At 55.6% G+C, this 26996-nt stretch carries 26 protein-coding genes and 5 pseudogenes; 19 read left to right on the top strand and 12 right to left on the bottom strand.

The annotated features are described in order from the left end of the window. Positions 1-369 precede the first annotated feature (369 nt). Both INQ47_RS04605 and INQ47_RS04600 read left to right on the top strand, forming a co-directional pair. Positions 370-810: pseudogene (locus INQ47_RS04605) on the top strand (outer membrane lipoprotein-sorting protein); the annotation flags it as partial. Beyond that, positions 806-1262, top strand: a pseudogene (locus INQ47_RS04600) (MMPL family transporter); the annotation flags it as partial. The pseudogenes INQ47_RS04605 and INQ47_RS04600, both read left to right, overlap by 5 nt. A 69-nt stretch (positions 1263-1331) precedes the next feature. Here INQ47_RS04600 and INQ47_RS04595 read toward each other — a convergent pair. The 5 genes and pseudogenes from INQ47_RS04595 to INQ47_RS04575 form a co-directional block, all read right to left on the bottom strand. Then, the gene (locus tag INQ47_RS04595; protein ID WP_404701222.1) at positions 1332-1715 is read right to left on the bottom strand and encodes a MerR family transcriptional regulator; all 384 of its coding nucleotides are present in this window, start codon (positions 1713-1715) and stop codon (positions 1332-1334) included. Between the two features lie 161 nt (positions 1716-1876). After that, the gene (locus tag INQ47_RS04590) at positions 1877-2455 is read right to left on the bottom strand and encodes an NAD(P)H-dependent oxidoreductase (protein WP_404701221.1); all 579 of its coding nucleotides are present in this window, start codon (positions 2453-2455) and stop codon (positions 1877-1879) included. A gap of 230 nt (positions 2456-2685) precedes the next feature. Next, positions 2686-3115: pseudogene (locus INQ47_RS04585) on the bottom strand (type II toxin-antitoxin system YhaV family toxin). Then, positions 3115-3432, bottom strand: a complete 318-nt coding sequence (locus tag INQ47_RS04580; protein ID WP_404701220.1) for a type II toxin-antitoxin system PrlF family antitoxin — start codon at positions 3430-3432, stop codon at positions 3115-3117. Before INQ47_RS04580 ends, INQ47_RS04585 begins: the two are co-directional and overlap by 1 nt. A 471-nt stretch (positions 3433-3903) precedes the next feature. After that, the gene (locus INQ47_RS04575; protein WP_404701219.1) at positions 3904-4929 is read right to left on the bottom strand and encodes an AraC family transcriptional regulator; all 1026 of its coding nucleotides are present in this window, start codon (positions 4927-4929) and stop codon (positions 3904-3906) included. A gap of 523 nt (positions 4930-5452) precedes the next feature. Between INQ47_RS04575 and INQ47_RS04570 the strand changes: the two genes are divergently transcribed. The 5 genes from INQ47_RS04570 (at position 5453) to INQ47_RS04550 (ending at position 10156) form a co-directional block, all read left to right on the top strand. Next, positions 5453-5938: a lecithin retinol acyltransferase family protein gene (locus INQ47_RS04570; RefSeq protein WP_404701218.1), complete on the top strand. Its 486-nt coding sequence runs from the start codon at positions 5453-5455 to the stop codon at positions 5936-5938. Positions 5939-6229: 291 nt separating this feature from the next. Next, positions 6230-7474, top strand: a complete 1245-nt coding sequence (locus INQ47_RS04565; protein WP_404701217.1) for a dienelactone hydrolase family protein — start codon at positions 6230-6232, stop codon at positions 7472-7474. Positions 7475-7484: 10 nt separating this feature from the next. Further along, positions 7485-8270, top strand: a complete 786-nt coding sequence (locus INQ47_RS04560) for an SDR family oxidoreductase (protein WP_404701216.1) — start codon at positions 7485-7487, stop codon at positions 8268-8270. Between the two features lie 79 nt (positions 8271-8349). Then, positions 8350-9588, top strand: coding sequence for a styrene monooxygenase/indole monooxygenase family protein (locus INQ47_RS04555; RefSeq protein WP_404701215.1), 1239 nt, complete (start codon positions 8350-8352; stop codon positions 9586-9588). Between the two features lie 25 nt (positions 9589-9613). Beyond that, entirely contained in the window at positions 9614-10156 is a 543-nt protein-coding gene (locus INQ47_RS04550) for a flavin reductase family protein (protein ID WP_404701214.1), read from the top strand. Positions 10157-10210: 54 nt separating this feature from the next. On the opposite strand, the gene INQ47_RS04545 is transcribed toward INQ47_RS04550, so the two are convergent. Then, the gene (locus tag INQ47_RS04545) at positions 10211-10801 is read right to left on the bottom strand and encodes an SDR family NAD(P)-dependent oxidoreductase (RefSeq protein WP_404701213.1); all 591 of its coding nucleotides are present in this window, start codon (positions 10799-10801) and stop codon (positions 10211-10213) included. A gap of 398 nt (positions 10802-11199) precedes the next feature. Between INQ47_RS04545 and INQ47_RS04540 the strand changes: the two genes are divergently transcribed. Further along, on the top strand, positions 11200-12147 hold the full coding sequence (locus INQ47_RS04540; protein ID WP_404701212.1) for a transporter: 948 nt from the start codon (positions 11200-11202) through the stop codon (positions 12145-12147). 95 nt (positions 12148-12242) lie between these two features. Then, positions 12243-13790 carry a methyl-accepting chemotaxis protein gene (locus INQ47_RS04535; RefSeq protein WP_404701211.1) on the top strand — a complete coding sequence of 516 codons (1548 nt, stop codon included), beginning with the start codon at positions 12243-12245 and terminating at the stop codon, positions 13788-13790. Positions 13791-13880: 90 nt separating this feature from the next. Here INQ47_RS04535 and antC read toward each other — a convergent pair whose 3' ends face one another. From antC to antA, 3 genes are read right to left on the bottom strand one after another with little or no spacing between them, the layout of a single operon-like run. Beyond that, positions 13881-14912, bottom strand: a complete 1032-nt coding sequence (gene antC / locus INQ47_RS04530; protein WP_404701210.1) for an anthranilate 1,2-dioxygenase electron transfer component AntC — start codon at positions 14910-14912, stop codon at positions 13881-13883. A gap of 18 nt (positions 14913-14930) precedes the next feature. Then, positions 14931-15419, bottom strand: coding sequence for an anthranilate 1,2-dioxygenase small subunit (gene antB, locus INQ47_RS04525; RefSeq protein WP_404701209.1), 489 nt, complete (start codon positions 15417-15419; stop codon positions 14931-14933). Position 15420: 1 nt separating this feature from the next. Next, positions 15421-16806: an anthranilate 1,2-dioxygenase large subunit gene (gene antA / locus INQ47_RS04520; protein ID WP_404701208.1), complete on the bottom strand. Its 1386-nt coding sequence runs from the start codon at positions 16804-16806 to the stop codon at positions 15421-15423. Between the two features lie 241 nt (positions 16807-17047). Here antA and INQ47_RS04515 point away from each other — a divergent pair, with 241 nt between their 5' ends. The 6 genes and pseudogenes from INQ47_RS04515 to INQ47_RS04490 all read left to right on the top strand — a co-directional run bounded on the left by INQ47_RS04515 (position 17048) and on the right by INQ47_RS04490 (position 20654). Then, on the top strand, positions 17048-18055 hold the full coding sequence (locus INQ47_RS04515) for an AraC family transcriptional regulator (RefSeq protein ID WP_404701207.1): 1008 nt from the start codon (positions 17048-17050) through the stop codon (positions 18053-18055). 120 nt (positions 18056-18175) lie between these two features. Beyond that, positions 18176-18610, top strand: a complete 435-nt coding sequence (locus INQ47_RS04510; RefSeq protein WP_404701206.1) for a CBS domain-containing protein — start codon at positions 18176-18178, stop codon at positions 18608-18610. Between the two features lie 107 nt (positions 18611-18717). Then, positions 18718-18870 (top strand): annotated as a pseudogene (locus tag INQ47_RS04505) (muconate cycloisomerase); the annotation flags it as partial. An 85-nt stretch (positions 18871-18955) separates the two neighbouring features. Then, positions 18956-19213 (top strand): annotated as a pseudogene (locus INQ47_RS04500) (muconolactone Delta-isomerase family protein). A 51-nt stretch (positions 19214-19264) separates the two neighbouring features. Then, complete coding sequence (catA, locus tag INQ47_RS04495; RefSeq protein WP_404701205.1) at positions 19265-20215, top strand: catechol 1,2-dioxygenase; 951 nt, start codon at positions 19265-19267, stop codon at positions 20213-20215. Positions 20216-20384: 169 nt separating this feature from the next. Continuing rightward, on the top strand, positions 20385-20654 hold the full coding sequence (locus tag INQ47_RS04490; RefSeq protein WP_404701204.1) for an aminotransferase class III-fold pyridoxal phosphate-dependent enzyme: 270 nt from the start codon (positions 20385-20387) through the stop codon (positions 20652-20654). Between the two features lie 152 nt (positions 20655-20806). On the opposite strand, the gene INQ47_RS04485 is transcribed toward INQ47_RS04490, so the two are convergent. The 3 genes from INQ47_RS04485 to INQ47_RS04475 form a co-directional block, all read right to left on the bottom strand. Next, on the bottom strand, positions 20807-20908 hold the full coding sequence (locus INQ47_RS04485) for a DUF4400 domain-containing protein (RefSeq protein WP_404701232.1): 102 nt from the start codon (positions 20906-20908) through the stop codon (positions 20807-20809). A 64-nt stretch (positions 20909-20972) separates the two neighbouring features. Beyond that, positions 20973-21323 carry a DUF4917 family protein gene (locus INQ47_RS04480; protein ID WP_404701203.1) on the bottom strand — a complete coding sequence of 117 codons (351 nt, stop codon included), beginning with the start codon at positions 21321-21323 and terminating at the stop codon, positions 20973-20975. Positions 21324-21540: 217 nt separating this feature from the next. After that, on the bottom strand, positions 21541-22557 hold the full coding sequence (locus tag INQ47_RS04475; protein ID WP_404701202.1) for an AraC family transcriptional regulator: 1017 nt from the start codon (positions 22555-22557) through the stop codon (positions 21541-21543). A 133-nt stretch (positions 22558-22690) separates the two neighbouring features. On the opposite strand from INQ47_RS04475, the gene INQ47_RS04470 reads away from it, so the two are divergent. The 4 genes from INQ47_RS04470 (at position 22691) to INQ47_RS04455 (ending at position 26959) form a co-directional block, all read left to right on the top strand. Then, positions 22691-23611: an alpha/beta hydrolase gene (locus INQ47_RS04470; protein ID WP_404701201.1), complete on the top strand. Its 921-nt coding sequence runs from the start codon at positions 22691-22693 to the stop codon at positions 23609-23611. Between the two features lie 4 nt (positions 23612-23615). After that, positions 23616-24479 carry an SDR family NAD(P)-dependent oxidoreductase gene (locus tag INQ47_RS04465; RefSeq protein ID WP_404701200.1) on the top strand — a complete coding sequence of 288 codons (864 nt, stop codon included), beginning with the start codon at positions 23616-23618 and terminating at the stop codon, positions 24477-24479. 28 nt (positions 24480-24507) lie between these two features. Then, a complete protein-coding gene (locus tag INQ47_RS04460; RefSeq protein ID WP_404701199.1) occupies positions 24508-25374 on the top strand; it encodes an SDR family NAD(P)-dependent oxidoreductase in 867 nt (288 codons plus the stop codon). Positions 25375-25639: 265 nt separating this feature from the next. Continuing rightward, complete coding sequence (locus INQ47_RS04455) at positions 25640-26959, top strand: outer membrane protein transport protein (RefSeq protein ID WP_404701198.1); 1320 nt, start codon at positions 25640-25642, stop codon at positions 26957-26959. Positions 26960-26996 lie beyond the last annotated feature (37 nt).

Raw genomic sequence — 26996 nt, 5'->3', positions numbered from 1 at the left:
TTCCGACTTTTCAGTTTCGGAAAGGGTAATGACGGTTGCTGGCCGGCCCATGTCGATGCCCTTGGAGAGTTGGCTTCTACAGAGCCTAGCTCAGATTCTCGGCGGTATTTGTGAAACACCACACTAGGCGCTGTACGAAAAGTCTTGAGACGCAGGTCAGGCAAGGCGAAAACAGCCGAGGAACGGCCGGGGTCGCGCCCGACTGTACTGGAGTACATGAGCATTCCGAGGCTGTTTTCAACGCAGCATGAACAAGTATCAAGGCTTTTCGTACAGCGCCTGGGCTCTGCAGTGCGGCTGCATCAAGCGCATGTACGGCTGGCTAAAACAGAGTGTCAGATGAACAGCCCGCCCGACGACGCCTAAAGACTGTCAGGATCCCAAGGTAACAGCCGCATCCGCGAGTTCAGCTACCTGCAAAAGGATTACCCGGACAGCGACAACTTCACCCTGTATTTCTCCGCGCCTAGTGATGTGCGTGACGTCGCCTTCCACATCGAAAACCCGCGCGAGGTCCTGGGCCTCGAATACAGCCAATGGATGTATTTGCCGGTCAGCCAACAGACCCGAAGGACTTCCACCACCGACAAACGCGGGGCGTTCATGGGTAGCGACTACTCCTATGCCGACCTCGACCAGATCGACAGCATTACCCACAGCGAAACCGAGGACTTCATCGCCGGTACTCGCTCTCGGCTGCGCTTCAACCAGTTGCAGTACAACGTCGCGCTGGACGACCGCCTGTTCACGCAGACTGCGATCAAGTGCGGGCTGATAGCCGGCGACTTGCCGGAATACGCCGTGTCTGCCCATCCTCGGCATGCTGACGTTGCTGACCACGTCGGTGACGGTGTACGGCAGCATGTACCTGTTGGACATCGAGTTGAGCATCGGTACCACACTGGTGACGTTCCTGGTGGTGGGCGTCGTGGATTACGCCGTTCACCTGCTGTCACGGATCAGGATGCTGGTGCAGAAGGGCATCGAGATCGACGAGGCTATCCTGGCGGCCATGCAGGGCGTCGGGCGCTCGACGGTGGTCAGCGTCGTGATCTTCTCGATGGGCTTTGTCGCGCGACTGTTCTGCGCCAACAAACCCGTCATTGACCTGGGTGTATTGGTGATACTGGCGCTGTCATCCGGCGGCTTCATTAGCATTTTGCTGGTCACGCTGATTTCGCCGTGGTTCTTTGCCTCGATTGTGCCGCAGCCAGCAGTGCAAGAGGGTGAGCAGCCGGGGGGGTGGGGCTGTGCCAGGCTAAATCGCCGTGGCGCCTGCGTGCTGAAAACGGCACCGTGCGCCATGGCCGTTCAGGGGCAGCGGAGCGGATTCAGCGGGCTTTTTCCAGGTGTTCGAACTGGCATTGCATCTGAGCATCTTTGAGGCTCAGCTCAAACTCAACCAAGCCGTCATGCACTTGCTGCAAGGCCTGGATCTGCCCCATCAATTCCTGCTTTTTGTTATCGATGGCCTGCATGGCCAGATCCCAGGGCAGCGCCTGGCCGTGATGATCCTGCAGAATGGCCTGCATTTCCTTGAGCTTGAAACCGAGTTGCTGAGCGCATTTGATGAAGGTCAGCAGTTCTACGCTTTGCTGGCTGTAGATGCGGTACTTGCCTTCGCGCTGCGGGGGGGGCAGCAGGCCGATTTCTTCGTAATGTCGAATGCTTTTTACGGTGGTGCCCGACAGTTGGGCCGCTTTGCCGATGTACATGAAAATCCCTCTTTTGACGCATCAGAAGCGAAAAGATGTCGCGTGCTCGTACAGGCGCGCGACATCTTTGCACGAGCATCAGGGTGTGGGAAGCCTGGACAAGGTGTCACAGCAGGGAGGCTCGGCTGGGCAGCGCAGGGGCACGGCCCGACCGGGGCCGATCAGCGGCTGGCGACTGTCTGGACTTGTTTGAGCCAGGCTTCGCGCTGTTGCGGCTTGGAGCCCAATACCGGACCGAAGGTCAGGGTTTTCAGGGGTTTTATGCCGCAGAACTCCAGGGTGGTCTTGCGCATTTGGTGCAGGCCCGGCATGCGATACACCCACCGGTAGTACCACGGCGGCGTGTCCATGGTCACCAAAAGATGAGCCGTGCGGCCCTTGAGCAGCTTATCCGGGAAGGGCGAGCCCTTGCGGTACTTGAAGGCAAAACCGGGCAGAAACACGCGGTCGAAGAACCCCTTGAGCAACGCCGGAATGCCGCCCCACCAGATCGGGTACACCAATGTCAGGTGTTCGGCCCAGGTAATGTCGTTCTGTGCGTCGATCAAATCGGGCTCAAGCAACTGGATCTGGTTATAGCCATCGTGCAAGACCGGATCGAAATCCAGGGTGTCGAGGCGCAGCAGGCGCACCTCATGGCCTGCTTGCGTGGCGGCCTCGACATAACGTTCGGACACAGCGCCGCAAAAGCTGTTGTTCGAAGGGTGGCCGAGGATTACGAGCATGCGTTTGCGCTTCATGACAAACTCCGGGTAATGAAGTGCCAAGGGTAAAGTCTGCCCCTTACGGTAGAGTCAAGCCTTGCCGGTTAGTGGTAGAGACAGACAGTCCAGCAGCGCTCGGGTGTCGCCCGGCAAACCGTCGAATGAAGGGGCGCAGAAACGCAATGTGCGTTACGAGTGGATTACAGTGGAAGCACCGGGGTGGGGGGGCGGTGCCGAACGTGCAATCCCTCACCCAGTCGCGGAGATTATGCTTTGGGCTCGTCCCAGTCATCAGGAGGGTTACCGCGGCCCAGCATCTTCTCGAATACGGCGTAGGGATCGGATTTTCTGCCTGCGGACTGTAGAGTATTTTCGTCGTTGCCCCATGCGTAGACGATGACCTTGGACCTTGAGTCGTAGCGAAAGAACAGCCGAAAGCGCCTACCGATTTTCGCCCGCCGCCAATGTCGGTAGGCGGTACCCAGCGTGTTGCCTGGGCGGAGCTCGTCACGGCCCGGGTCGGCAGGTACAGCCTCCATGATCAGATGGCTCAATGCCCCAAACAGCTTGACGTTGGCGTTGCTTTCAAAACCTTGTGGGTCGTTCTGCGCGGCCCCGGGCGGCGGCTTCTTGCAATTTGCGTAGCTGTAAAGTCACACCTTCATGGAACAACAGTGTCCAGCCATGTTGCAGCATCAGATCGCGACCTCACCGTCGATATCTTCGTCCAGATTTACAGCGTGGCCCGCATTGGCGAGCATGGTTTGGGCCAGGTTTTCCGGCAGGGTGGTGAGGTTGCGCCCGCTTCGGATATCAGCCTCCAGCAAACCCAGGAACGCACCGATGGCAGGGTCCTCATGGATGGCTTCTACGCGGCTGACCACGACTTCCTTGGCGCGTACGTCGAATGCGATCTTGCCACCCGTGTCGAGGCCTAAAAGCTGGCGAACGGACTTGGGCACTGTGACCTGCCCCTTCGAGGTCAACGTGGCGATTTCGTGGATGGCAGGCATGAGCGTTCTCCCGGACGTATTGATTGAGTGGTAAGGAATAATCCTTACATGGTCAATCTTGGTTTTCTGCTGATCAAGCATAGGCGGGGAGGACGCTCAGTAGCGCCGCAGGATGAGTTACACCACTTCCAGGGACACGATCAGAGAGTGGGTCATCCATGACCCTTAGGCATTTGTAAGATGACAGCGCAAACCGCATGGGGACTAGACAGAGAATTTGCTGTTCATCGGTGACTGTAATCAACAGATTTGCGTTACTCGGCAGCCCCTCCAGCTTATTTTCTTGTCCTTCTACTCTAATTCGCCAATTGGGATGATCGGAGAAGACCGAGGTTTGAAAACTTACACCGCGACCAATCAGGGAAATCCTGGTGCCCGCCACTCGGGCCCGGCCAATTTCACCCAAATCGGTGACACTTAACGAATCAGTACTTCCAGCTATTAATGCATTATGATTTGAGTTACTGACTATCAGCTTCGAAATCTAAGCGTCGTTGACGGTGCTTCGCCAAAACGTTTTTTATATTCTTGAGCAAACCGTCCCAAATGGGCGAAGCCCCATTTGAACGCGATATCGGTTACCGACGCGTCATGATTTTGGTAGCTCAATTCAAGATGCACTTGCTCCAATCGCAGGTTACGCAGATAGGCCATGGGCGTGGTATCACGAAAATCGCGAAAGCCGGAAAACAATGTGCGTACGCTAACCCCGGCGTGCTCGGCCAATTGCTCTATGCTCAGCGGTTCGTGTGCATGAGCTCGCATATACTCCTCGGTCCTCTTGACGAAATAGGGCAGCGTTTTTGGTTTACTGGCGCACTCCAGTTGTTCTCGCAGGTTGTTGGGTTGGCCGTAGACCAATGCGTTGATAAGGACGGATTCGAACTGTTTGAGCACGAGGGAGTTGTGGAGTGGATGTTCGTCCAATGCAATCGCGTCAGCCAGCATGGTGATCAGTTGGAGGAAGTAATTTCCACCTGGTGAACCCAGGTCGAGTTCAGGATGAAACTCCAGTGGCTTGTCCATCACGTGTCCGAGGTGCTGAGCACAATGGTATTCAACTTCGCAACGTTCGATTCGGAGTGCCAGTTGGGGAGCATTGGCGTCCCAACACATTGATAACGGCAGGGTGGGTGAAATTAGCGAGGCTTTATGGGGGGTGGAGATAAAGTCATGATCTCCGCACATGATGCGCGCCTGGCCACGGATGGGGATCTGGATTAAAAAGAAACTGCCCAGTCGTCCAGGGTCGATGTTAACCCTTGTTCCATATTCCAGCCTGTTCAAGGACAGGTGGCCACGACTGACATGGTGCATGCGTGCACTAATGCAGCCGGTATCTTCTACGCAATGCAGTTCATGATTTGTGAAGACGCTGCTGACGCCTTTGCGAATGGCCTCCAGGTCATTGAGTAGAAACAACTGGTTCTCTTGGGTGAATAGCGACACTCTGTCAAAGAGACTGCCGCTGCTCTGCAGGATTGTACTCAGGCTCATGGTCGCCTCACTTGCATGCACGTTTCAAGGCATTGCGCACATTCGTGTTACCGAGGCTTTGCAGGATTAGGATAGCCGCTGCATAAACCGGATAACCTGTGGGCATGTCCGTTTCTTTTTGTGCCCTTCATCGGGCGATCTAATTATCAAGGCAATTAGCATGCCATGGAGCTGTAGGTTGTTGCCGGCTGTGCTGAACATGGCGCTTGAACCCAGTTTCCTCCCGCAAATGTCAGGCGTCCAAATTTTTTATTAGGCTGCGTGGCAATTCCTGAGAGTGGCCGACCAAAGGTTCCGGTACAGCTCGATTGCCTCGCCCACTTTCGGTGAAGGTCTGATCCCGGTCTGGTCGAGCCGGAACCTTTCTGCATGGCTTGGACAGGTTTTGCAGCCAGCGGATAGTCCTTGCGGAAGCAGATGGTCAATATCATACCAACGCTTCTGAATTAACCAAGTGGGAGCGCCGCCCAGATTATTGCGGGCGGAACCCGCCACAATTCTGATAGGGCGAAGAGCGATGAACATGTCTTTTGCATCTTTGGAGATAGAGGATGTTCCTGAAAACGAATGGTGGGAGTGGGACTACATTACCGGCGCAGAGGTTGCCGTCGGGAGCCATCTCATTACCGCCCGAAACGGTTATTACCATCATGGGATTTATTTGGGCGCGTATCAAGTTGTCCACTACTCAGGGCTTTGTTCAGGTTTGCACCCGGGACCGGTCGAAATAATCGAGCTGAAACGGTTTTCCTTGGGGAGTCCGGTCTGGATCCATACTGGCCTACGGTTCAGCTTTCAACAAGAAGAAGTGGTCCGGCGAGCCTTGTCTCGCGTGGGAGAAAATCAGTATCGACTGCTGACCAACAACTGCGAGCATTTCTGCAATTGGTGCCTTCATGGAGAGAGCCGCAGTGACCAAGTGCGGAATTTCGTGACTCATCCTTTCGCAGCGTTGCGGCTGCTTCTGCTGGCTTTGCCTGGACTGTTTCAGCGCGCTGCCACCGTCTGATACTCCGTTTTTTCTCTTCAGATCACCCTAACGCCAATTCATGTGTGGATCATCCCTTTGAGTGCTTGGTTTTCGTCGAGTACTGGAGGACAGCGGACGGCTCTTTGTAATGGGTGTCGTTCCGATAATTTTCAGGTCATTTACATGGATCTATTTCATTTTGCCCATCGGGCCTGTTCATCCTTGTAACTTCCTGCATGTCCTGGACAGGTGCTGCATTCTGCGGATAGTCGGCACCACTGAACGCGCTCAATATCATCTCCAACGTACCTGAACCCTTGGAGATTCGATATGAAAGGCCAGTATGTCAGCGTGCCGGTTCTGTCCGGCGGTCACTTCCAGGCTTATCTGGCGACCTCTGTCGATGGTCGCGGACCGGGCGTGGTGCTCTGCCAGGAGATCTTCGGCGTCAATCAGGCTATGCGTGAAGTCGCGGATATGTTAGCCGAGGAAGGTTACACCGTTCTGGTTCCGGACTTGTACTGGCGTCAGGAGCGTGGTGTCGAACTAGGGTATACCGAAGCAGACTTTGGTCGCGCTTATGAGCTCTACCAAGGTTTTGACGAGGCGCTTGGTATTGATGATATTCGCGCAAGTTTGAATGCTCTGCAAAGCATGCCCCAATGTCAGCCGGGTGACCTCGGAGTTGTCGGCTACTGCTTGGGTGGCAAACTGGCTTATTTGGCAGCCTGTCGGTTGCCCGAGGTGGCCTGTGCTGTTGGTTACTACGGCGTGGGCATTGAAAACGCCTTGTCGGAGATTGAAGGGCTGAAGGGGCGCTTGGTACTCCATATGGCCGCACAAGACCAGTTCTGTCCCGCTGAGGCGCGGTCCTCAATCCAGGAAGCTCTGCACAACAAGTCTGGTGTTGAACTCTACGTCTATCCGGGAGTTGATCACGCCTTCGCTCGCCCTAGTGGCCAACATTACCACAAGCCATCTGCACTGTTGGCACACGAACGGACGGTTGCTGCGTTGCGCCGGGCCCTAGGCCCTGAATACAACCTGTCAGATCTTTGGGATGAGCACGTGCGACACGAGTTCGATACTCGGGACGTACCTGCAACTATGGCCACCATGGTCGCTGAACCATACGTCAATCACATCCCGACCATGACCGGCGGCGTGGGTGCGAAAGAGTTGAGCCGTTTCTACCAGCATCACTTCGTCCATGGCAATCCCAAGGATATGACGCTGACTCCCTTGTCTCGCACGGTCGGTGCGTCGCAAATCGTCGATGAATTCATCATGAGCTTTACCCATGACTGCGAGATCGACTGGATGCTTCCCGGGGTGGCACCGACCGGGCGCCATGTCGAGATCCCGATGCTTGGCGTGGTGAAGTTTCGCGGTCCCAAGCTCTATCACGAACATATCTACTGGGATCAGGCCAGCGTGCTGGTTCAGATCGGCCTGCTTGACCCGACAGGGTTGCCAGTGGCCGGTGTGGTGACCGCCCGGAAACTGCTCGATGAATCGTTGCCTTCCAATACGTTGATGCCGAGCTGGGCCTCCAGCGCCGATAAGTCGGTTTAAGGGGATAACCATGTCACATCTACAGAACAAAGTGGCTGTTATCAGCGGTGGTGCGACCTTGATTGGCTCCGCCGTGGCTCGGGCGTTAATGGATGCGGGGGCTAGCGTTGCACTGTTCGATATCGATCGTGAAGCGGGTCTCAAGGTCGCCACCGAACTGGGTGAGCGAGCCGCATTTTTTCATCTCGATGTTACGGATGACGAGCTCATCGCGCATGCAGTCGAAGAAGTTCGAGCACGTTTTGGTGGAGTCGACCTGCTGATCAATCTGGCCTGCACTTACAGCGACCAAGGCTTTGCTTCCAGCCGCCAGGATTGGTTACAAGCGCTTGACGTGAATCTGGTGTCGGCCGTGGCATTGACTCAAGCAGTGCATCAGGACCTTAAAGCCCGTTGCGGTGCGATTGTCAATTTCACTTCCATCTCCGCCAAGTGTGCCCAGATCGGGCGTTGGCTCTATCCAGTCTCGAAGGCCGCGATGGTGCAGCTGACCCGCTGCATGGCCATGGACCTTGCTGCTGATGGCATCCGCGTCAATTCGGTATCCCCTGGTTGGACCTGGTCGCGAGTGATCGCCGAAGTCAGCGGCGGCAATCGTGAAAAGGCTGATGCGGTCGCCGCTTCCTATCACCTGTTAGGGCGCTTGGGAGAACCTTCCGAAGTGGCCAACGTGGTGGCGTTTCTATGTTCACCCGCCGCCAGCTTTGTGACGGGCGCGGATTATGCCGTCGATGGAGGTTACTCGGTCATGGGACCGGAACAGAACCTGCCGGCGATACCACGGCTTGCCGAGTAACGCAAACCACTAACAAGAAACCCTGTTCGGCGACTGCCGAATGCTGCACCTGTAACCGTCGATAACCAGGAGAATAACAATGCGTCGAATCGCCATCGTCGGAGCCGGTCAAGCCGGCCTGCAACTCGCTCTAGGCCTGCTCGCCAAGGGTTACCACGTCACCTTGACCACTAATCGTAATGGCGAGGACATTCGCAACGGTAAAGTGATGTCCAGTCAGTGTATGTTCAACGCCGCCTTGCAGAGTGAGCGTGATCTGGGGCTGAACTTCTGGGAAGACCAATGCCCGGCTGTTGAAGGTATTGGTCTGGCAGTGCCTAACCCAGAGCAGCCCAATGAGCCACTGTTCAGCTGGAGTACCCGGCTGGATCGCTATGCCCAATCCGTCGATCAGCGCCTGAAAATGCCGGTATGGCTGGACGAGGTCGCAAAGCGTGGCGGTGAGGTCATTATCCAGGATGTTGGGGTAGCCGAGCTGGAGCTCTTGTCGACCACCCATGATTTGGTACTGCTGGCTGCGGGCAAGGGCGAAATCGTCAATCTGTTTGAAAAAGACGCCGAGCGTACTCAGTTTCAACAGCCGCAAAGGGCGCTGTCGTTGACCTATGTGAAGGGTATGACACCGATGTCGCCGTTTACCCGGGTCAGCTTCAACCTGATTCCAGGTGTAGGCGAGTACTTTGTGTTTCCTTGCCTGACGACCACTGGACCTTGCGAGATCATGGTCTTCGAAGGGATTCCGGGCGGGCCGATGGATTGCTGGCAGGGGATCACGTCTGCCGAGCAACATCTTGAGAAAAGCCTGGAGCTGGTCAATCGCTACGTACCCTGGGAAGCCGAACGCTGCCGGTCCCTGGAAATGACCGATGACAAGGGTTTCCTGTCCGGGCGCTTCACGCCGATGGTGCGCAAACCGGTGCTTACGTTGCCGTCGGGGCGCAAGGTTTTTGGCATGGCCGATGCGCTTGTGGTCAACGACCCTATTACTGGCCAGGGCTCGAACAACGCTGCCAAGTGCAGCAAGGTTTACCTGGATGCGATTGTCGCTCGTGGCACGCAAGACTTTGGCCCTGACTGGATGCACGACACCTTCGAGCAGTACTGGAGCTATGCCCAGCATGTGGTCAAGTGGACCAACACAATGCTGACGCCTCCGCCTCAGCACCTGCTCGAACTGCTCGGCGCCGCGAGCCAGTCGCAACCTCTGGCATCGGCCATCGCCAATGGCTTCGATGATCCACGCATCTTTGCACCTTGGTGGTTCGACGCTCAGTCTTGCCAGGCCTTTATTCAGAAAAAAACTCATCAGGCCGCTTGAGCCGCCATCGAGCCAGGAGTTCATCATGAATGCACTTACCGCAGAATCCATCCAACCCGATCTGGTCAATGCGCAGGATAGCGACCCACGCGAACTGCGAAATTTGCTTGGGCAATTTGCCACGGGCGTGACCGTTATCACTACACGTACAACCGACGGGCGCAATGTTGGCATGACTGCTAATTCGTTTTCGTCGGTCTCACTCGATCCGCCGCTGGTGCTTTGGAGTATTGCTCGCAATGCTCCGAGTCTTGCGGACTACCTGTCGTGCGATCATTTTGCGATCAACGTTCTGGGCGCTGATCAGCATGATATTTCCGGACGTTTTGCACGACCTGCGCCAGACAAGTTTTCCGGGGTGGCTTTTAAGGCTGGAGAGTCTGGGGTGCCGCTTCTCGATGGCGTGATCGCCACGCTGGTCTGCCGTAATGTCACCCAGTATGAAGGGGGTGACCACCTGATCTTCCTTGGACAAATCGAACACTATCGCCAAGGTGGAGGGGACCCGCTGGTGTTTCACGGCGGGCAATATCGAGTGGCTGCACAACATCCTGGCTTGAGCCGATAAGTCTGAAGATGTCGAGCTTCGCCGGTCTTCCCGAGCGGCGAAGCATGCCTATTGTTATGACACGTATCTTGCTGCAGGAATGATGGTTCCGAAGCATTGCAGAGTGACTATGATTCCATCCGTGGCCAGCTCTTTGGATGCGGCCTGAGTCAACACGCGGACAGCCATTTTGGACGCGGTGTGGATATCCACCAAAGACGAATTCTCATGGCCGGCAGTGGACGATATATTAATGATCGTGCCTTTTTGGCGTCGCTGACGAAATTTATCCGCCGCGACTTGAATTCCCCACAATGTGCTTTGAATACCGTGATTGATCAGACGTTGAGCTTCTTCATAGCCTATATCAGCCTCGGCGTTTTCTCTCTCAAAGCCGGGGTTATTGACCATGATGTCGAAGCTACCAAATGTGTTTTCAGCATGATCGATTGCGTCACGAAGTTGTTCTCGCCCGGTAATATCGATCAAGAAAACTGACACACGACGACCTGTTGCGGTGATTTCATCGGCCGTATCGTTCAGCGGCGTTGCATCTTTATCGACTAATACTATATCAGCCCCCTCCTTGGCCAAGCGAAGGGCGATACCTCGCCCAGTGTTCTGTCCAGCCCCCGTTACAAGTGCAACTTTTCTCTTGCTATTCATATGAACTTCTTGCCACTCTCTGATATTCGCTGAAAAACTCTATGGCCGCTTATCCAAGTGACGCTGAAAACCTGCCTTACAAGCAGTTACGTATTCTAAATGCAGCAGATAAATCCGTCGCTTGAAACAAACAATCAATTGGTTTTATTTGCGTATATCGGATAGTCCCTGCAGTTCGTGGATAGTCAGAAAGAAGAGCGATGATCATGATCGGATCAGCCGCACAATGAAAGAATGGTGGCTTTAAAAGCACAAATACCTGCTGAACATCCTGTGGGTATTTAGAGTTGTTGAAGCGTAGCTGGTGTGCCGAGAGGCGGTGTAAACGGATAGCCTTTATGCACATATTACTACACTCAGCTACTCTGCCTTTAGCCTTGCTATAAGTGGAGAGCGTCATGAAGATAAAAATAAAACTGCTATCGGTATGCGTGTTGGGATCAGGTCTCTTGGGTATCGCCCCGGTGTATGCGTATGACCTGCCGGTAGTCAATCTTGGGTTTACCAGTTTTCTCGATGGCGCCCCGCCAGCGGGAGCGGGGTGGTATTTCCAGGAGTACTTCCAGAACTATAGCGCTAATCGTTTTCGAGATAAAAATGGCAAGGAGCTGGGTTTACCCAAGCAAGAACTGGATTATCAGGTTGCAGTGACACAAGTCAGCTATTTTTCCGATCTTCGCGTTGGCAATGCGACGCTGGGCATGAACGCTCTGCTGCCTTTTGTAACCAGCATGGATGTTGATGACGGACTGAATAATGCGGCACTAAAGGGTCAAAGTGGCGTGGGTGATCTGCTATTGGGGCCGATGATCCAGTTTGATCCGATCATGGGGCCGGATGGGCCGCGCTTCGCGCACCGCATTGAATTGCAGGTCAATGTTCCGACCGGTAAATACGACGATAAACATGCCATCAACCCCGGTGCGAACGCCTGGTCGTTTGATCCCTATTGGGCGGCCACGTATTGGTTTACCCCAAAGTGGACGGCGTCGGTTCGAGCTCACTATCTTTATAACGGCAAGAATGACGATCCGGGCCCGGAGTTTGGTGGCGCTGACGACGTTCAAGCTGGCCAGGCCCTGCATGCAAACTTTGCTACCGAATATGCGGTGACGCCGCAGTTGCGCCTGGGTATCAACGGCTATTGGCTAAAGCAAATCACCGATACCAAAGTCGATGGTCATGAAGTTTCCGGCCGTCGTGAAAAGGTATGGGCTATTGGTCCGGGAGCGATGTATAGCTTCTCCAAGGACGATCATGTGTTTTTGAATGCGTACTTCGAACAGGACGTTGAGAACCGTCCAGAGGGAAGTCGTGTGCAAGTGCGCTATGTTCATCACTTTTAAAATCGCCGCAGTCATCGTGCCATAGCACCCTAATTACTGTTGCTCTCGGCCTGCCCTTATGGGCAGGCTTTTTTTTCTTTTGGGATCTTTCAGTCATGTCCGCACCTCGTAGCTCCTCTGACAATGCTGTTCTGATATGCCGTACCGACCTACAGGGGCGAATTATCCACGCTAGCGAAGCGTTTATAAAACTTAGCGGGTATACAAGTCAGGAGTTGTTGCATAAATCAAGCAGTCTTCTTAAACATCCTGATATGCCCGCACACATTTTCAGTAGCCTGTGGAGTGCGCTGCAACAACGAAAGCCCTGGATGGGGCTTTTGAAGAATCGGCATAAGGATGGCTCAACCTGTTGGTTGAACGTTTACATAAAACCGGTGTTCGGCGCTGATGGGATTGAGGCCTACGGGGCAGTCTATAGCTCACCATCGCAAGTGCAGACAGAGCGCGCTGAAAAACTCTATTCGCGGTTGAGTTCTGGTGGAGCAGTTCTTCAGTGGGGTTCTTGTCTTAATCGACTGGTGGAGTCTGCATTACCGAGCTTGCCGCTGGGTCTATTGTTTTCGGCAGGTCTTTGGCAGCTGGATTCTTTTTGGGCCCAGAGTACTGTGGTTGTGGCTGGATTTGCCGTTATGGCGGGCCTTCAGGATTGGCGACAGAACCGTGCCGTTACGCAGATTTTTGTTGCCCATCCCAAAGCGTTTGCTGATTGTTTGACCGCCGATATTTACAGTAATGCGCCAGGTGCTGCCGCGTTAATGGAAATGGCCTTGGTTGCAGAAGAAAGCCGCCTGCAAAGCGCGTTGTCGCGAATCGGCACGACTGGAGGCGTCGTTGAGCGGCAGGTAGTTGAGCTTGCCCAATTGATTCAGGCCGAGACTCAGCGTCTCGAACGGCAACGTGATGAAACCGACTTGTCAGTAACCGCCCTCAGCGAACTGGCAGCCACTATCCAGGAAGTCGCCAGTAATGTTCAGGCAACGAATCTGGCTACCCAAGAAGCTGTCAGGCTCGCCAGCCATGGCGAGCAATTGTCCGGCAAGAGCCTTGATGCAATGCAGCAGCTCAGTACATCCGTCGGGAGTATTGCAGTGGCAGTCCAACAGTTGGCCAGTTCCACGGAGGCTATTGGCGCTATCACCAACATCATCAGTTCGATTGCTGGACAAACTAATTTGCTGGCTTTGAATGCTGCCATTGAAGCTGCTCGCGCCGGCGAAGCGGGTAGGGGGTTCAGTGTTGTTGCTGATGAGGTACGGCAACTGGCAACACGTACTCAAGAAGCAACCCAGCAAATTCAACCGCTCTTGCTGCAACTGCGCGATGCTACCGAACGTACCGTCCAACTGACCGACGAGGGCCGAGAATTCGCGCGACACAGCACTCGTGAAGTGCTGTCGGTGCAAGGAAATCTGGCAGGAGTGAATTCCTCGTTGACTCAAATATCGGGCATGAGCATGCAGATTGCCTCTGCCATGGAGCAGCAATCGCAAGTGGTAGGGAGCTTGTCACAGCAGGTTCTGCAAGTGGCTGAGCTATCGAAACAGAGCGTCGATAAGGCTTTGGACGGTCAAAGAATTGGTGAGGACTTGAAGTCTCAGGCCGAGGCTCTGAAAAATCTGGCGGAGCGTTTCGATCGTTGAATCTTTAGCTAAGGGGAGTTGAACGGGGCCCAGGCAGTTGATAAAAAACGGGGGGAGTATCTGGTCGATTCCAGATACTCCCCATGACTCTTAATGTTTTGAATTGCTCTCGATGAACTTCTCGTAAAACATCTGGAATTTTTCGATTCGCTGCTCGATGAACCAGGTCTTGACCGCTTCTACCATTGGAGGAGGGCCACACAGGTAAATATCGAATGGATCAGCCTCAAACGCATTTCGGTCAAAGTGATCAGGAATCCATCCGGTTTTCCCTTTCCACTGCTCTGATGGCCTCGACACGATGAGGTGGTAGTCGAAATCTACGATACGCTCGCGATAGTCCGCAAGTCGTTGGGTTTCGCACAGGTCATTGTCCTGAGTAACACCATAGAACAGTTGGATCGGGTGCCCACAGCCACCTTTTTCTGCAATGTTATCTAGCATCCCAAGGAAGGCCGACAGACCGGTTCCTCCTGCAACCAGCACCAGAGGCTTGGTCACTTGACGTAGATAAAAGCTACCCAAAGGGGCTTCGAAGTCGATGATTTGACCGGGTTGGCAATGCTCACGAATGAAGTTACTCATCACGCCATCCGGCAGTAGGCGGATGAGAAACTGAAGCTGGTTAGTAGGATTGGGGCGGTTGGCAAAAGAATAGGAGCGCCACTCACTGGTTCCAGGTACATGCAGTCGCGCGTATTGTCCCGGAAGAAAATCCAATTGCTGTTGGCTGGAGCGAGCGTCGAGATGAAGGATCGCGGTAGTGGCTGAAACCTGCTCCACACGGGTAATCACCGCTTGCAGCAATTGAGTTGCTCCAGCGTTGCACAAACTCGAATCGAAATCGAAATAGAACGACGCATCCGATTGCACTCGGGTTTGGCAAGAGAGCATCTTGCGTTGCGCCAGATCGTGTTCGGACAAAGCTTCCTCATCGACATAATCTTGAGTGTATTGACCTGATTCGCAGCGCCCCTGACAGGTGCCGCAGACACCTTCGCGACAGTCCAGCGGGATGTTCACGCCATTGCGCAGCGCAGCGTCGAGTAACAACTCGTTTGGCTTGACCTCGAAGAACGAGGTCTTGCCGTCAGCGAAGCTGAAAGCGACTTTATGGTTCATGACAGCGTGCTCCACAGGTCACAAGTGATAAAAATCAAGCACTGAGTTGATGGTGTCATTGAGCAACACGATGTGCTTGCGGGTGATCTTCCAGCTGTCTGCGACCGCTTTAAGGTGGTAGGTCACGTGGCCGTAGAACTGCTCGGACAACCCCTGTCGGGTATAAAGGGTGACCCAGGCTGCCTTGACTTCAAGCAAGCCGTTATCGAGCTCGTTGATCCGCACGTTGCTGATCTGGTGCATGGTGCGCGGCATCGGGTTTGACGCCGCCGACTTACCCGTACGCAGACGAAACACCCGGTCCTCAAGGCCGGAGCGGTTCGAGTAGTAAATCAGCGACATGCTGCGCTTGGGGTCGGTGGTGTACACATGCTCCGATTCCCATTGCGGCAGGTGGAATTCACTCTGCTCATCGAAGAGGGCGATGTAGGCGTCCCAATCCTGCTGATCGCACAGCTCGGCTTTGCGGTAGAGGAATTGTTCAATGGAATGTTGTAGTGCGCTCATTTCACACCTCCTTCAACTTCAGGGCTTTTTGTTCCAGGCCTTGCAGAAGGAAGCGCTGCCAGGAACCGTGCTGATTAATGTAGAGTCCCTCATGAGTGAACTCGGTGCCGGTCAGTACCGGCTTGATGCCCAAGACCTCGCTGTTGGGAGTGGGGCCTTCGACCCATTTTTCACTGCCGCGAGACACTTCGTTCCAGCGCTCAAGGCGTGCCTGGAATCCGCGCTGGGCTTCACGAAACTCCACCAGGTCGTCGGGAGTTCCCATGCCTGAAACGTTGAAGAAGTCTTCGAACTGGCGAATGCGGTTTTCCCGGTCCGCATCGGACTCACCTTTGACGCCGATACATTGGCTGGTGATTTCTGTCTTGTTCCAGGCTACCGGGCGCACGATACGTAGCTGCGAGCTGATCTGATCCATGAAGAACAGGCTTGGGTAGATGTTGAGGTTGCGCAGACGGTGCATCATCCACTCAGCTTGCTGCTGGCCGTATTTCTCCACCAGGCGCGGCATGACGCTGGCATAACCGGCGCGGACAGTCGGGTTGGGCATATCACTGAACAAGAGGCTGTGGCCATTCTTGAACGAGAACCAGCCATCGTCGGTTTCTGCATCACCGGCGCCCAGTTTGCTGTAGTCCAGTGTGCTGGAGCCGCCGCCATTGGCGGCATTGACTTGCTGGCGATGTTGCACCGTGGAGACGTAGTTGTAGTGCACGGTGCTGACGTGATACCCATCCAGGCCGTTTTCGTGCTGCAGTTTCCAGTTGCCGTCGTAGCTGTAGGTCGACTTGCCGGGCAGTATTTCCAACTCGCCGGTAGGAGACTGAGCGACCATCATGTCGAAGAACACCTTTGCATCGCCGAGGTAGTCTTCCAGCGAGTCGCTGCCGTTGACGTCCAGGCTAATGAACACGAAGCCTTTGTAGCTCTCGATCCGTGCTTTCTTCAGGCCGCGGGTAGCCTTGTCGAAGCCTTCAGGGTATTCCCCCGGGGCCTTGACCTTGACCAGGCGGCCGTCACTTTTATAACACCAGGCGTGAAACGGGCAGGTAAAGGTCGATTGGTTGCCTTTGCTGACGCGAGTCAGGGTCGCGCCCCGATGCTGACAAGCGTTGATCAGCGCGTGAAGCTGATTGTTGCCATCGCGGGTAATGATCATGGGCTGACGACCCGCACGCATCGTCAGGAAATCATTGGGGTTGGCGATTTCACTCTCGTGGCAGGCGTAGATCCAATTCTTCTCGAAGATCAATTCCATCTCCAGGTCGAACAGTTCCGGTTCTGTAAACATGTCGCGGGCAATACGATAAATACCTTCAGTCGGACGGAAATCCAGGCAGCCCTGGATGTATTCTTGCCACTGCGCAATACTTCTCGAGTTGTTCATCAGGTGCACCCTTTTGTAGTTTTTAGGCTCAGTCCGATTAAAGGCCTTTCTGCAGGGGGCATCTATCCGGATTCGAGGCGATTTCTATCCGCTTCTGAGGCAGCACAGCTCCCTCTTATGGAGGTGTATGGCCGGTTTGTTTTTCTTGCATTTTTGTGATGTTTTCTGCGTTATTCGGATAGTAACTCAACGGTGCTCGTAATATGGTGTTAGCCTGATCTGTAAATTCTGTGGTGCTGCCATGAATCTGCACACTCATGCCGGAAAAAATGCTGAATTCCAAGGCGTCCATGCGGTGCATCATGATGTACAAGGTGCGCAAGCCTGGATGATGAATATCTGCGGCCCTCACGAACTCAAGACATCGTCCCCGCAGCGCCTTCATTTTCAACATGCCGGCAATATATTGAAGTCGATGTCTACGGTGATTGGATATATAGAATACGGCACCGACGTCTGTATCGACATCGATGCGTCGGTACTAAACCGTTACAGCATCAGTCTACCCATCAGTGGTGAGCAGGAATTGCAGACGCCAGATGGATTGCTGACGTCGGATAGCGAAAATGGAATAATTGTATCGCCTTATGGTCAGCAAGAGTTGTCTATTTCAGGTAATTGTCGAAAAATTCAGGTCGCCATTACATGTACAGCAATGCGCCAGGTGTTGGAGGAACTGCTACAGCGGCCCGCGCAGCAGCCGATCGTCTTCAAAAACCAAATAAGTACAAGTGACAAAGCCGCCGCTGCATGGTGGCGTCTGGTTAAATACCTACTCGTAGAGATGGATCAGGCGCGGGATTTTTTTAGCCATGTTTCAATTGTTGGTGATTTTGAAAAAGCGTTGATAAAGGGTTTGATCTTGTCTCAGCCAAATAATTACTCAAACGAATTGGCTGGTCGCTCGCAAATACGCTACCCTGAGTATTTATTAAAGGCCAAAGAGTTTTTGCATGAACACGCCAGTGATGAAATCAAGTTGGACGAGGTCGGGCGGGCGGTGGGTGTGTCGCGCTTCAAACTCTATGAAGACTTTAAGAAATATTTCGGCATCACCCCCACTGTGTACTTGAAGCGCTTTCGTCTGGAAGCCGTAAGGCAGGCGCTTCTGGAAGGTGGAGGCAATGGCAATATCACTGCAGTTGCGATGCGGTGGGGCTTTAATCATATGGGGCGTTTTTCATCCGACTACAAAAAATTATTTATGGAAGCGCCATCAAAGACAGTTGAGCAGAGTCGAAAGCACTGACTATAAAGGCGGTCTCTGGCGGGTTGTCGCTATTTGACTTTTTGAAGCTAATCAGATTATTTGCCAGCTTAATGTTCTGTGCTGGATGTTTGCGGGTCATAAAAACAAGAGAGGCCAATTATGAAGACGGTTGCGCAGTTGATCTGTTTAAAGACTGAGCGTAAAGTTTACGCTGTTGCCCCAGAGCAAATGGTCCTCGAAGCTGTCAGGACCATGGCGGAACGCAATGTGGGTGCGCTGCCTGTCATTGAGAACGGTATTGTTATCGGTGTTATCAGTGAGCGAGACTACGCGCGGAAGATGATCCTGCAGGGGCGTTCCTCGGCTGGTACGCCTGTCAGGTCTATCATGAGTTCACCAGTGGTAACAGTGGCCCCTCATCAGAGCATTGAGACTTGCATGAAGATTATGACCGAACAACATCTTCGTCATTTGCCGGTGGTAGAAAACGAAAAACTGGTGGGTTTGCTGTCGATAGGTGATTTGGTCAAGGCTGCAATCGCAGAGCAAGCAGACCTGATTCTGCAACTCGAACAGTATATCCGCGGCCATTGATTGCCTGTCTTCGGTGCAGGAAATCGTGAGCAGTCAAAAAATGCGACTTCTAACATATGAGTAGGGAAGGAGCTGTGAGGCAGTAACCTCACTCTTTCATTTCCGTTGCCAAGTCGCGTATCGAGATTGCTTTGCTCGACGCCCAGAGCAAGCGCTTTGGCCTGCCGGTCAGCGAACTGCTGGGCGGCCGCGTGCGCGACAGCCTGGAAACGGCCTGGACCCTGGCCAGCGGCGATACCACCCGCGCCTTTGCACATTCTACAAACCCATGGCTGGGCCTGACCCTAGACGAAGCGCCTGGCTCGTTTCGCCCGCAGCTGATCGCAAGCAAGCAAGGAGACAATGATGCTGTTCCACGTAAAGATGCCCATGAAACTACCGGTCGACATCAAGCCGCCAAGGCCGACCAGCTCAAGGCCGACGAGAGGGAGCTGGCCCATCGTCTGCAGTGCGATGGCAGCTGGCACCACCCTGTGGCGCATCCAGCCCAGTGTCGAGGCGTTGCACCACACGTTGATGCAGCTGCCGCTTTTCCCGTACATGGACATCGAGGTCGCCGGCCTGTGCTGCCACCCGTCGTCGATCCACAGCAACGACCGCTGATTCGACTTTGAGCCACGACTACCTGACAAGAACAATTCGAGGTAAGCAGAAATGACCGTGAAGATCTCCCACACCGCCGATATCCAGGCCTTCTTCGAGCAAGTGGCCGGCCTTGGCCAGGCCGAGGGCAACCCGCGCTTCAAGCAGATCATGCTTCGCGTACTGCAGGACACCGCGCGCCTGATCGAAGACCTGGAGGTCAGCGAGGACGAGTTCTGGCATGCCGTCGCCTACCTCAACCGCCTGGGCGGGCGCAACGAGACAGGCCTGCTGGCGGCAGGCTTGGGCATCGAGCACTTCCTCGACCTGCTGCAGGACGCCAAGGACGCCGAAGCCGGTTTGACCAGCGGCACCCCGCGCACCATCGAGGGCCCGCTGTACGTGGCCGGGGCGCCGCTGTCCGAGGGTGACGCGCGCATGGACGACGGCACCGACCCCGGAGTGGTCATGTTCCTCCAGGGCCAGGTGTTCGATGCCGACGGCCAGCCGCTGGCCGGCGCCATCGTCGACCTGTGGCACGCCAACACCCAGGGCACCTACTCGTACTTCGACTCCACCCAGTCCGACTATAACCTGCGCCGGCGCATCGTCACCGATGCCGAAGGCCGCTACCGCGCCCGTTCCATCGTGCCATCGGGCTACGGCTGCGACCCGCAGGGCCCGACCCAGGAGTGCCTGAACCTGCTTGGCCGTCACGGCCAGCGGCCGGCACATGTGCACTTCTTCATCTCGGCTCCAGGCCACCGCCACCTGACCACGCAGATCAACTTCGCCGGTGACAAGTACCTGTGGGACGACTTCGCCTACGCCACCCGCGACGGCCTGATCGGCGACCTGCAGTTTGTCGACGATGCTGCAGCGGCCCACAATCGCGGTGTGCAGGGCGAGCGTTTTGCCGAACTGGCGTTTGACTTCCACTTGCAGGCGGCCAAGGCTCCTGAGGCCGAGGTACGCAGCCACCGCCCGCGGGCGCTGCAAGATAATGGAGCGTCCATGGGCTAATACTCAGTTGACCGATCTTCAGCTGCTTCACCTCAAAAGTCGGTTATGGGTCGTACAGCGACGGTCAAGGGTTGCGATATGGCTCTCGATGGAAGTCAGTCACAAGCTATCGGGGTCCCCGAAGAACATGAAGGCGCGACTGCGCTAGGTGCAGCGCGACTTTGCGTGCATGGGCGATGTCCGTGGGCGCGGCCTAATGGTCGGTGTGGAGTTCGTTTCCACGGCGCCGGGCCAGGCACGAGTGCCGGCTGGCGACGGCGGACTGGCCAAGGCCGTGCAGCAGCAATGTTTTCGCGAGGGCGTCATCCTCGAACTGGGCGGGCGGCATGGTGCGGTGGTTCGGTTCCTGCCGCCATTGACGATCAGTGTCGAGGAAATTGACTTGTTGGTGGAAAAGTTCCATCTATGGCTTTCTAGCCTTGTGACCAGCACACACTGATTTGTGTTTTGTTGACGCTGGAATAGTCGGGTATGCGAAGCACGTCCCACATTAAGGGATCATCGAACAGTGAGTGGAAAAAACCGAATTTGTGGGATAGTGCGAGCTCTGACCGATTGCCAGATACTACAGTCCATTGATCAGAGGTGTTTTTAGAAGGATGCAGCGGTTATGGCCATCATGTAAGCAAGCAGCGCGGCGCATGGCAGCAGGATCCAGTTGGGGTTAATTGACCAAGGTACGAGAGGTGCGATTTGGCGCCGACTATTCTCACCATGGGATTGGCCGTGCCTGAAGGCATGACAGGCGAGGCCGTGATTAAGGGTTGACCTCTACTTTGTCTGCGCTGCCAGACAGGTAGTAACTATTTTGAATCGAAGCTACCTTCTGCCGCATGGTTCCTTCACTGACAAACAGCGGTACCACACGCTCGTTTTTCCACTCCTGCAGAATGGCCTCCAGCAAACCGCCGCCCAAAGCGCGGATCTTGAACTCTTCCTCTATGTTGTTGCGGCACAAAGCCAAGCTGCCATGGGGGTAGAACACCAACATATTCACTCGCACCTTGTACAGCTTCCGGAATCGACGCCAGTCGTCATCGAATACCCCGCCATCGACGAAGCAGTCCTTGAACATATGGCCGTCTGGGATGTTGAAACCATAGGCCACCTTCGGGTTGTGATCGCAGGATCATATCTCTGAAGGTTGCATCGAGTCTTCGGGGGCCGCCAACCTGTCTTCGCAACACGCTAGCGCAGATTCAAGCCCTGATAACGAAACGCTCAGCGGCCACTCAATGGACCACTCAAAAAGGGCCTGATGTCCCGAGGCCGAACAGAGACTGAGCCTGCTCCCGAAGCCTTCCCTAATTCCATGGACTCCCCGCTCAGTAACTCTCCGAGTTGAGTTGCCTCGCCTCATGGGGCGACCTTCCACTCCACTCCTTGAAGGCGCGAGTGAAGGCGCTGTGCTCCGAATAGCCCAGCAGCATGGCGATATCCACGATTTGCAGGCGTGGATCGCGCAGGTACGACAACGCTAGTTCGTGGCGGACCAAGTTCAGCTCATAGCGAAAGCTGGTGCCGGCTTCTTGTAGACGGCGCTGTAGCGTGCGTGACGAGGTGCCCAGCTGGGGGCTTATTCGCTCTATGCTCGGCTCACCTTCGCGCAGAGCATGGGTGATGGTCTTACGCAGCTGTTCCACGAATTCATCCTGCTGTGGCAACTGGGCCAGCAGGCGATCCGCATGTTGTTCCAATAGGGAGACCAGCGCCGGGTCAGGGCTCTTGAAGGGCAGTTCGAGCAGTTGCGCGGAGAAACGCAATACCGCCTCGGTCTGACCGAAGCGTACCGGACAGCCGAAGAAGGCTTCATACGGACTGGTATCGATTGGGCTGGGATGATTGAAATCGATTCGTAACGGGTTGGCCGTGCCGCGCGCTAGGGCACGGCAGAACTGCACTATGGCAACCATACCGGTTTCGTTCACCAAGGGTCCGGGCTGGTACTGGCTGACATCCCAGACCAGTTCGAACCAGCCGTCGCCGTCGCGGCGAGTCATGGGAATGACGTCGTACACCAGGCGAATGTAGCGCTCCAGGCGTTGCATAGCCGTACCGAAATTACCACAGGCCAGCAGCACCGAACCGAGCACACCGATATGCCGGGCGCTGATGGTTTGACCGACGTGCAGGCCCAGCAGCGGGTCGTCCAGTGCCTGCGCCGCCGTCACCAGCAGGCGATCCCAGCATTCCACATCAACGCCGCCGACACCCTCCTGGGCAGGTGTGGGCCAGGGCTGGCCAAGCACCGACTCAGGCTCATGACCGAGCGCCTCCAGGTATTCATAGAGCAGTTGCACGTAGGTCTCGGGCACCACGCGCCTATACAAAGGCTGGCTCATCGGGCCTCTTTGGGTCGGTTGGCTTTTTGTTGTTTGGCGCAAAGTGTCAAGCAAGTCGTCGGATACCGTCAAGCCTTCCTAACGGCAGCGGCCGAGAATGATGACACTCCAGCCATTCCAGCAGATGCCGTTCATGAACACGATCACCGATCTTCTGGCACCAGCGACAATCCAGTTCTTCTCCAACGGCTCGCGTTGCGTTGCCGACTTTTACCGCCCACTGGGCGCAGGACCTTTCCCGGTGGTGGTGATGGCGCATGGGCTTGGCGGGACGCGCAAGATGCGCTTGCCGGCCTTTGCCACCCGCTTCGCCGCCGCCGGTTACGCTTGCCTGGTATTCGACTATCGCCACTTCGGCGACAGCGATGGCGAACCTCGCCAACTGTTGGATATCAACCGCCAACTCGAAGACTGGAAAGCCGCGATAGATCACGCCCGCCGCCACGCGGATGTGGACTCGCAGCGTGTCGTTATCTGGGGCACCTCGTTCGGTGGCGGGCATGTGCTGGCCACCGCCGCCGACGATGCCAGGGTGGCCGCTGTCATTTCCCAATGTCCCTTCACCGACGGCCTGAGCTCCAGTCTTGCCACCGAACTTCTGGTGTCACTTCGCCTCACCTTGCTGGCCCTGGCCGACCGTATCGGCTCGTGGTTCGGCGCCAAACCCATTCTGGTTCCGCTCGCCGGTCAACCTGGCGATACGGCATTCATGACTTCGCCGGATGCCTGGAGTGGCTATAACGGGCTGATCCCGTCAGGTGCGCACATCCGCAAAGAGGCCGCCGCGCGCTTTGCCCTGGACATCATTCGCTACTACCCCGGGCACAGTACACCTCGTATCCAGGCCCCCGTGCTGTTTTGCGTGTGCGATCCCGACAGCGTGGCACCGGCGAAGCAGACGCTGCGTCACGCCAGGCGCGCGCCACGTCATGAGATCCATCGCTATGCCCATGGGCATTTCGATATTTATGTAGGCGAAGCCTTCGAGCAGGTGGTGGGTGATCAACTCGACTTCCTCAAGCGCAACGTGCCAAGCACGCCAACGAAGAGATAAGAATATGTACGACCTTCAAGGCAAAGTGGTTCTGATCACCGGCGCGGCTGGCGGCATCGGCGCCGCCAGTGCACGCGAACTGTATGTGCAGGGTGCCAGCCTAGTGCTGACCGATACCTCGCAGGAGGCGGTGGACAAGTTGGCTCAGGAGTTCAACAGCCAACGCGTGTTGCCGCTGGCGTTCGACGTCACCGACGCCGAGGCGGCAAAGGCAGTGATACGCCAAGCAGTCGAGCGTTTCGGCCGTCTCGATGTGGCCTTCGCCAATGCCGGCATCTCCTGGCGAGGCGTACCGGCGACCCTACGCACCTGCGACGAAGCGGAGTTCCGTCGCATCATTGAGGTGGATCTGTTCGGGGTGTGGCACGCGATGCGCGCCGCACTGCCGGAGGTCGTGCGCAATCGGGGTCAAGTGCTGGTCACGTCGTCGACCTATGCCTACTTGAACGGCATGGCCAACGCGCCCTATGCCGCGAGCAAGGCAGCGGTGGAGTCGCTGGCCCGCTCGCTGCGCGCCGAGTTAAGTGCGACCGGCGCCAGCGCCAGCGTGCTCTATCCCGGCTGGACGGCGACCGCCATCGCCAAGGTCGCTTTCGGTGGCAACGCCATCGCCACCCAGATGAACGAGACCCTATTGCCGGCCTTCCTGCATCGGGCGATTGCACCTGAACAGGTGGCACGTGGCGTGGTGCGCGGTCTACAAAAGCGCCAGCCGCGCATCGTTGTACCGGCTCGCTGGGCGCCCATCTCACTGTTGCGTGGCCTGTTCAACGTCTTCACAGACTGGCATCTGACACGCGATGCCCACCTGCAACGGTTGCTCTACCAATTGGAAGAAGAAACCGTTCGCACCCAGAGCCCAAGTTGATGCCCCACTACTTGCTTAAGGTTCACCCATGAAGAGCTACTCATTAAACGACCGCGTCATCGCTATCACTGGTGCCACGGGAGGTCTCGGCAGAGCCGCCGCGCAGGCCCTTCGCGACAAAGGCGCGAAGCTGGTCTTGCTGGATCTCGATCTGGATAGCCTGAATGCCATGGCTGTCACCCTGGGCGGGCCTAATGTCGCTGTCGGTTGGGTGGCCAATGTGCGCTCAATTGAGAGTCTGGAAACGGCGTTAAAAGAGGCCGCGCAGCATTTCGGCGGAATTGATGTTGTGGTCGCCGGCGCTGGCGTCAGCTCGGTGGTAGCCCTAGAGCATATCGATCCCGCCACGTTTGACCGGGTAATCGATATCAACCTCAACGGCGTGGCGCGCACCTTCCGCGCTTCACTGCCCCACGTGAAGGCACGCCAGGGTTATCTACTGGCCATCTCGTCTATGGCGGCTTTCGTTCATTCGCCGTTGAACACGGCCTACACCGCCAGCAAGGCAGGAGTCTGGGCCCTGTGTGACAGCTTGCGTCTGGAGCTTCGTCAGCACGGTGTGAGCGTCGGCTCGTTCCACCCGACCTTCTTCCAAACGCCGATGATGGAGGCGATCGTTGATGGGCCGTCCTCCACCCTGGTCTGGAATAACCATCAGGGGATCTGGCAGTTCGTCGCGTTGGAGCAGGTGGTGGCCGCCCTGGTGGATTGCATCGAGCAGCGGCATGACTTGGTGACGGTGCCACGCAGCCAGATGCTGGTGGCGAAAGCGCCAGGCTTGCTGCGCCGGCTTATCGAGTGGATCGGTTTCGACGCTGGAAAAGTCGCCGAAGCGGTAAGACTAAGCGATGAAGTCAAGGCTTCCTTAGGTCAGGGTCGCAGCCTGAACGAATGACCACTTCTGGTCGCGGGCATTTCGCCCGCATCCGGGCCGGAACTAACCAGTAAATCGTGGCGCCGCTCTTGCGCTATAGCTCCAAGTCGAATGGCTTAATTGAGTCCCTGGCTCGCATTTGTAAGTCCAGCAGTCTTGCCCTGGCGGTGTTTCTTCAGGTTCTTTTACACCACTTCGATCAACTCCAACCGGCACTCAAAAGTGCACAGGAAGGCAAAGCCTTGCCTGCGTGCAATCAACAAAAACAATAAACGAGAGGTGGAAAATGAAAATCAATGGCTGTGAAATCCCGTGTCTCTCCGCTCAGCGAAAGTGTGCTGCGTGGGTTAAGTACACCAGTGTAATGGCACTGCTCAGTGCCTCTACAATTGCAGGTGCCAATGGCATTGCTCTTAACGAACAAAGTGCCAGCAGCGCGGGAACTGCTTATGCGGGAAGGTCGTCTTCCGCACTGGACGCCAGCACCATCTACGGAAATCCTGCTGGCTTGACCAAGTTGAAACGTGCCGAGATTTCCGGCGGGGCGGCGATCATCTCGGGGAGCGACGACATTAGTGATGCGCAGAGCAGTGTCGCAGGAACAAATAAGGGGGACTCGGTACCTTTGACGATCCTGCCCTTCGCCTATATGTCGACGCCGCTTGATGATCGTTTTTCGATTGGTCTGGGCCTCTATGCTCCGAGTGGTCTGATCAACGAATACGAGAGCACTTTTCAGGGGCGCTACCAAGGTTCCTATAGCTCGACCAAGGAGGTCACCCTGCAGCCCACCATTGCCTATCGGATCAATGATTACGTGTCCATTGGTGGCGGGCCGACCATAAACCATTTCGATGCAGAACTTCAGAATTACCTGGCCAGCGGGGCCCTGAACAACGGCCAGGACACACAGATCACCCTCAAAGGCGATGACACGGCAATTGGCTACAACGTCGGCCTCTTGGTTGACTTGAGTGATGCAACAAGTTGGGGGATTAACTATCACTCGAAGGTGAGCTATCACCTAAAAGGGCATACCGAGGTTTCCGGCTCTCCGAGCGTTATCCCGCTGGACGGAAAGTATGACAACAAGATAGACATCACGATGCCCGAATCCGTGGACACCTCTATCACCCATCATTTCAATAGTCGCTGGACGGGCTACCTGGGAACCACTTGGAAGCGTTGGAGTCGACTGAAAAAGATCGAGGCAATCAACAGCGATGTTTCCGCCCTTGGCCAGAGTGCGGGCCTGGAGCGTGTGGACGAACCATTGAACTGGCACGACACATGGTCCACCGCCGTTGGTACATCCTTTCAATTGAACCAACAATGGTTGCTGCGTGCAGGCTACGCCTACGATCCGTCGCCAATCAGCAATGCCGATCGTAGCGTGCGCGTTCCGGTTGGTAACCGCCAAGTCGTGACCCTGGGTGGCGCTTATTTGCCGAGCCCCGATCTGACGATAGACTTTGCTTATGGCTATCTCTGGGAATCCAAAGCCTCGGTAAACCAAGCGAACAACTCTGGCCTTCAACCCGAATACAGTGCAAATTACGAGAACAGTGCGAATATATTTTTAGTGCAGGCAAGCTATCGGTACTAACCCTCTTAAGGCAAAGGCTCGACTACGTGCATACGAA

The organism is Pseudomonas sp. 3HC3, assembly GCF_044904505.1.
GTDB classification, from domain to species: Bacteria; Pseudomonadota; Gammaproteobacteria; order Pseudomonadales; family Pseudomonadaceae; genus Aquipseudomonas; species Aquipseudomonas putida_Y.
Note: the sequence above shows the minus strand (reverse complement) of the source record. Positions and strands in the feature narration are given on the sequence as shown.

What these genes read in the sequence shown, in the direction of transcription:
- INQ47_RS04515 (WP_404701207.1), top strand. Translation starts at nt 17,048, where the DNA reads ATGAATCTGCACACTCATGCCGGAAAAAATGCTGAATTCCAAGGCGTC.
- INQ47_RS04580 (WP_404701220.1), bottom strand. Translation starts at nt 3,432, where the DNA reads ATGCCTGCCATCCACGAAATCGCCACGTTGACCTCGAAGGGGCAGGTC.
- INQ47_RS04545 (WP_404701213.1), bottom strand. Translation starts at nt 10,801, where the DNA reads ATGAATAGCAAGAGAAAAGTTGCACTTGTAACGGGGGCTGGACAGAAC.
- catA (WP_404701205.1), top strand. Translation starts at nt 19,265, where the DNA reads ATGACCGTGAAGATCTCCCACACCGCCGATATCCAGGCCTTCTTCGAG.
- INQ47_RS04565 (WP_404701217.1), top strand. Translation starts at nt 6,230, where the DNA reads ATGAAAGGCCAGTATGTCAGCGTGCCGGTTCTGTCCGGCGGTCACTTC.
- INQ47_RS04475 (WP_404701202.1), bottom strand. Translation starts at nt 22,557, where the DNA reads ATGAGCCAGCCTTTGTATAGGCGCGTGGTGCCCGAGACCTACGTGCAA.
- INQ47_RS04550 (WP_404701214.1), top strand. Translation starts at nt 9,614, where the DNA reads ATGAATGCACTTACCGCAGAATCCATCCAACCCGATCTGGTCAATGCG.
- INQ47_RS04460 (WP_404701199.1), top strand. Translation starts at nt 24,508, where the DNA reads ATGAAGAGCTACTCATTAAACGACCGCGTCATCGCTATCACTGGTGCC.
- INQ47_RS04595 (WP_404701222.1), bottom strand. Translation starts at nt 1,715, where the DNA reads ATGTACATCGGCAAAGCGGCCCAACTGTCGGGCACCACCGTAAAAAGC.
- INQ47_RS04575 (WP_404701219.1), bottom strand. Translation starts at nt 4,929, where the DNA reads ATGAGCCTGAGTACAATCCTGCAGAGCAGCGGCAGTCTCTTTGACAGA.
- INQ47_RS04590 (WP_404701221.1), bottom strand. Translation starts at nt 2,455, where the DNA reads ATGAAGCGCAAACGCATGCTCGTAATCCTCGGCCACCCTTCGAACAAC.
- INQ47_RS04465 (WP_404701200.1), top strand. Translation starts at nt 23,616, where the DNA reads ATGTACGACCTTCAAGGCAAAGTGGTTCTGATCACCGGCGCGGCTGGC.
- antC (WP_404701210.1), bottom strand. Translation starts at nt 14,912, where the DNA reads ATGAACCATAAAGTCGCTTTCAGCTTCGCTGACGGCAAGACCTCGTTC.
- antB (WP_404701209.1), bottom strand. Translation starts at nt 15,419, where the DNA reads ATGAGCGCACTACAACATTCCATTGAACAATTCCTCTACCGCAAAGCC.
- INQ47_RS04455 (WP_404701198.1), top strand. Translation starts at nt 25,640, where the DNA reads ATGAAAATCAATGGCTGTGAAATCCCGTGTCTCTCCGCTCAGCGAAAG.
- INQ47_RS04560 (WP_404701216.1), top strand. Translation starts at nt 7,485, where the DNA reads ATGTCACATCTACAGAACAAAGTGGCTGTTATCAGCGGTGGTGCGACC.
- INQ47_RS04470 (WP_404701201.1), top strand. Translation starts at nt 22,691, where the DNA reads ATGAACACGATCACCGATCTTCTGGCACCAGCGACAATCCAGTTCTTC.
- antA (WP_404701208.1), bottom strand. Translation starts at nt 16,806, where the DNA reads ATGAACAACTCGAGAAGTATTGCGCAGTGGCAAGAATACATCCAGGGC.
- INQ47_RS04510 (WP_404701206.1), top strand. Translation starts at nt 18,176, where the DNA reads ATGAAGACGGTTGCGCAGTTGATCTGTTTAAAGACTGAGCGTAAAGTT.
- INQ47_RS04490 (WP_404701204.1), top strand. Translation starts at nt 20,385, where the DNA reads ATGGGCGATGTCCGTGGGCGCGGCCTAATGGTCGGTGTGGAGTTCGTT.
- INQ47_RS04570 (WP_404701218.1), top strand. Translation starts at nt 5,453, where the DNA reads ATGTCTTTTGCATCTTTGGAGATAGAGGATGTTCCTGAAAACGAATGG.
- INQ47_RS04555 (WP_404701215.1), top strand. Translation starts at nt 8,350, where the DNA reads ATGCGTCGAATCGCCATCGTCGGAGCCGGTCAAGCCGGCCTGCAACTC.
- INQ47_RS04540 (WP_404701212.1), top strand. Translation starts at nt 11,200, where the DNA reads ATGAAGATAAAAATAAAACTGCTATCGGTATGCGTGTTGGGATCAGGT.
- INQ47_RS04535 (WP_404701211.1), top strand. Translation starts at nt 12,243, where the DNA reads ATGTCCGCACCTCGTAGCTCCTCTGACAATGCTGTTCTGATATGCCGT.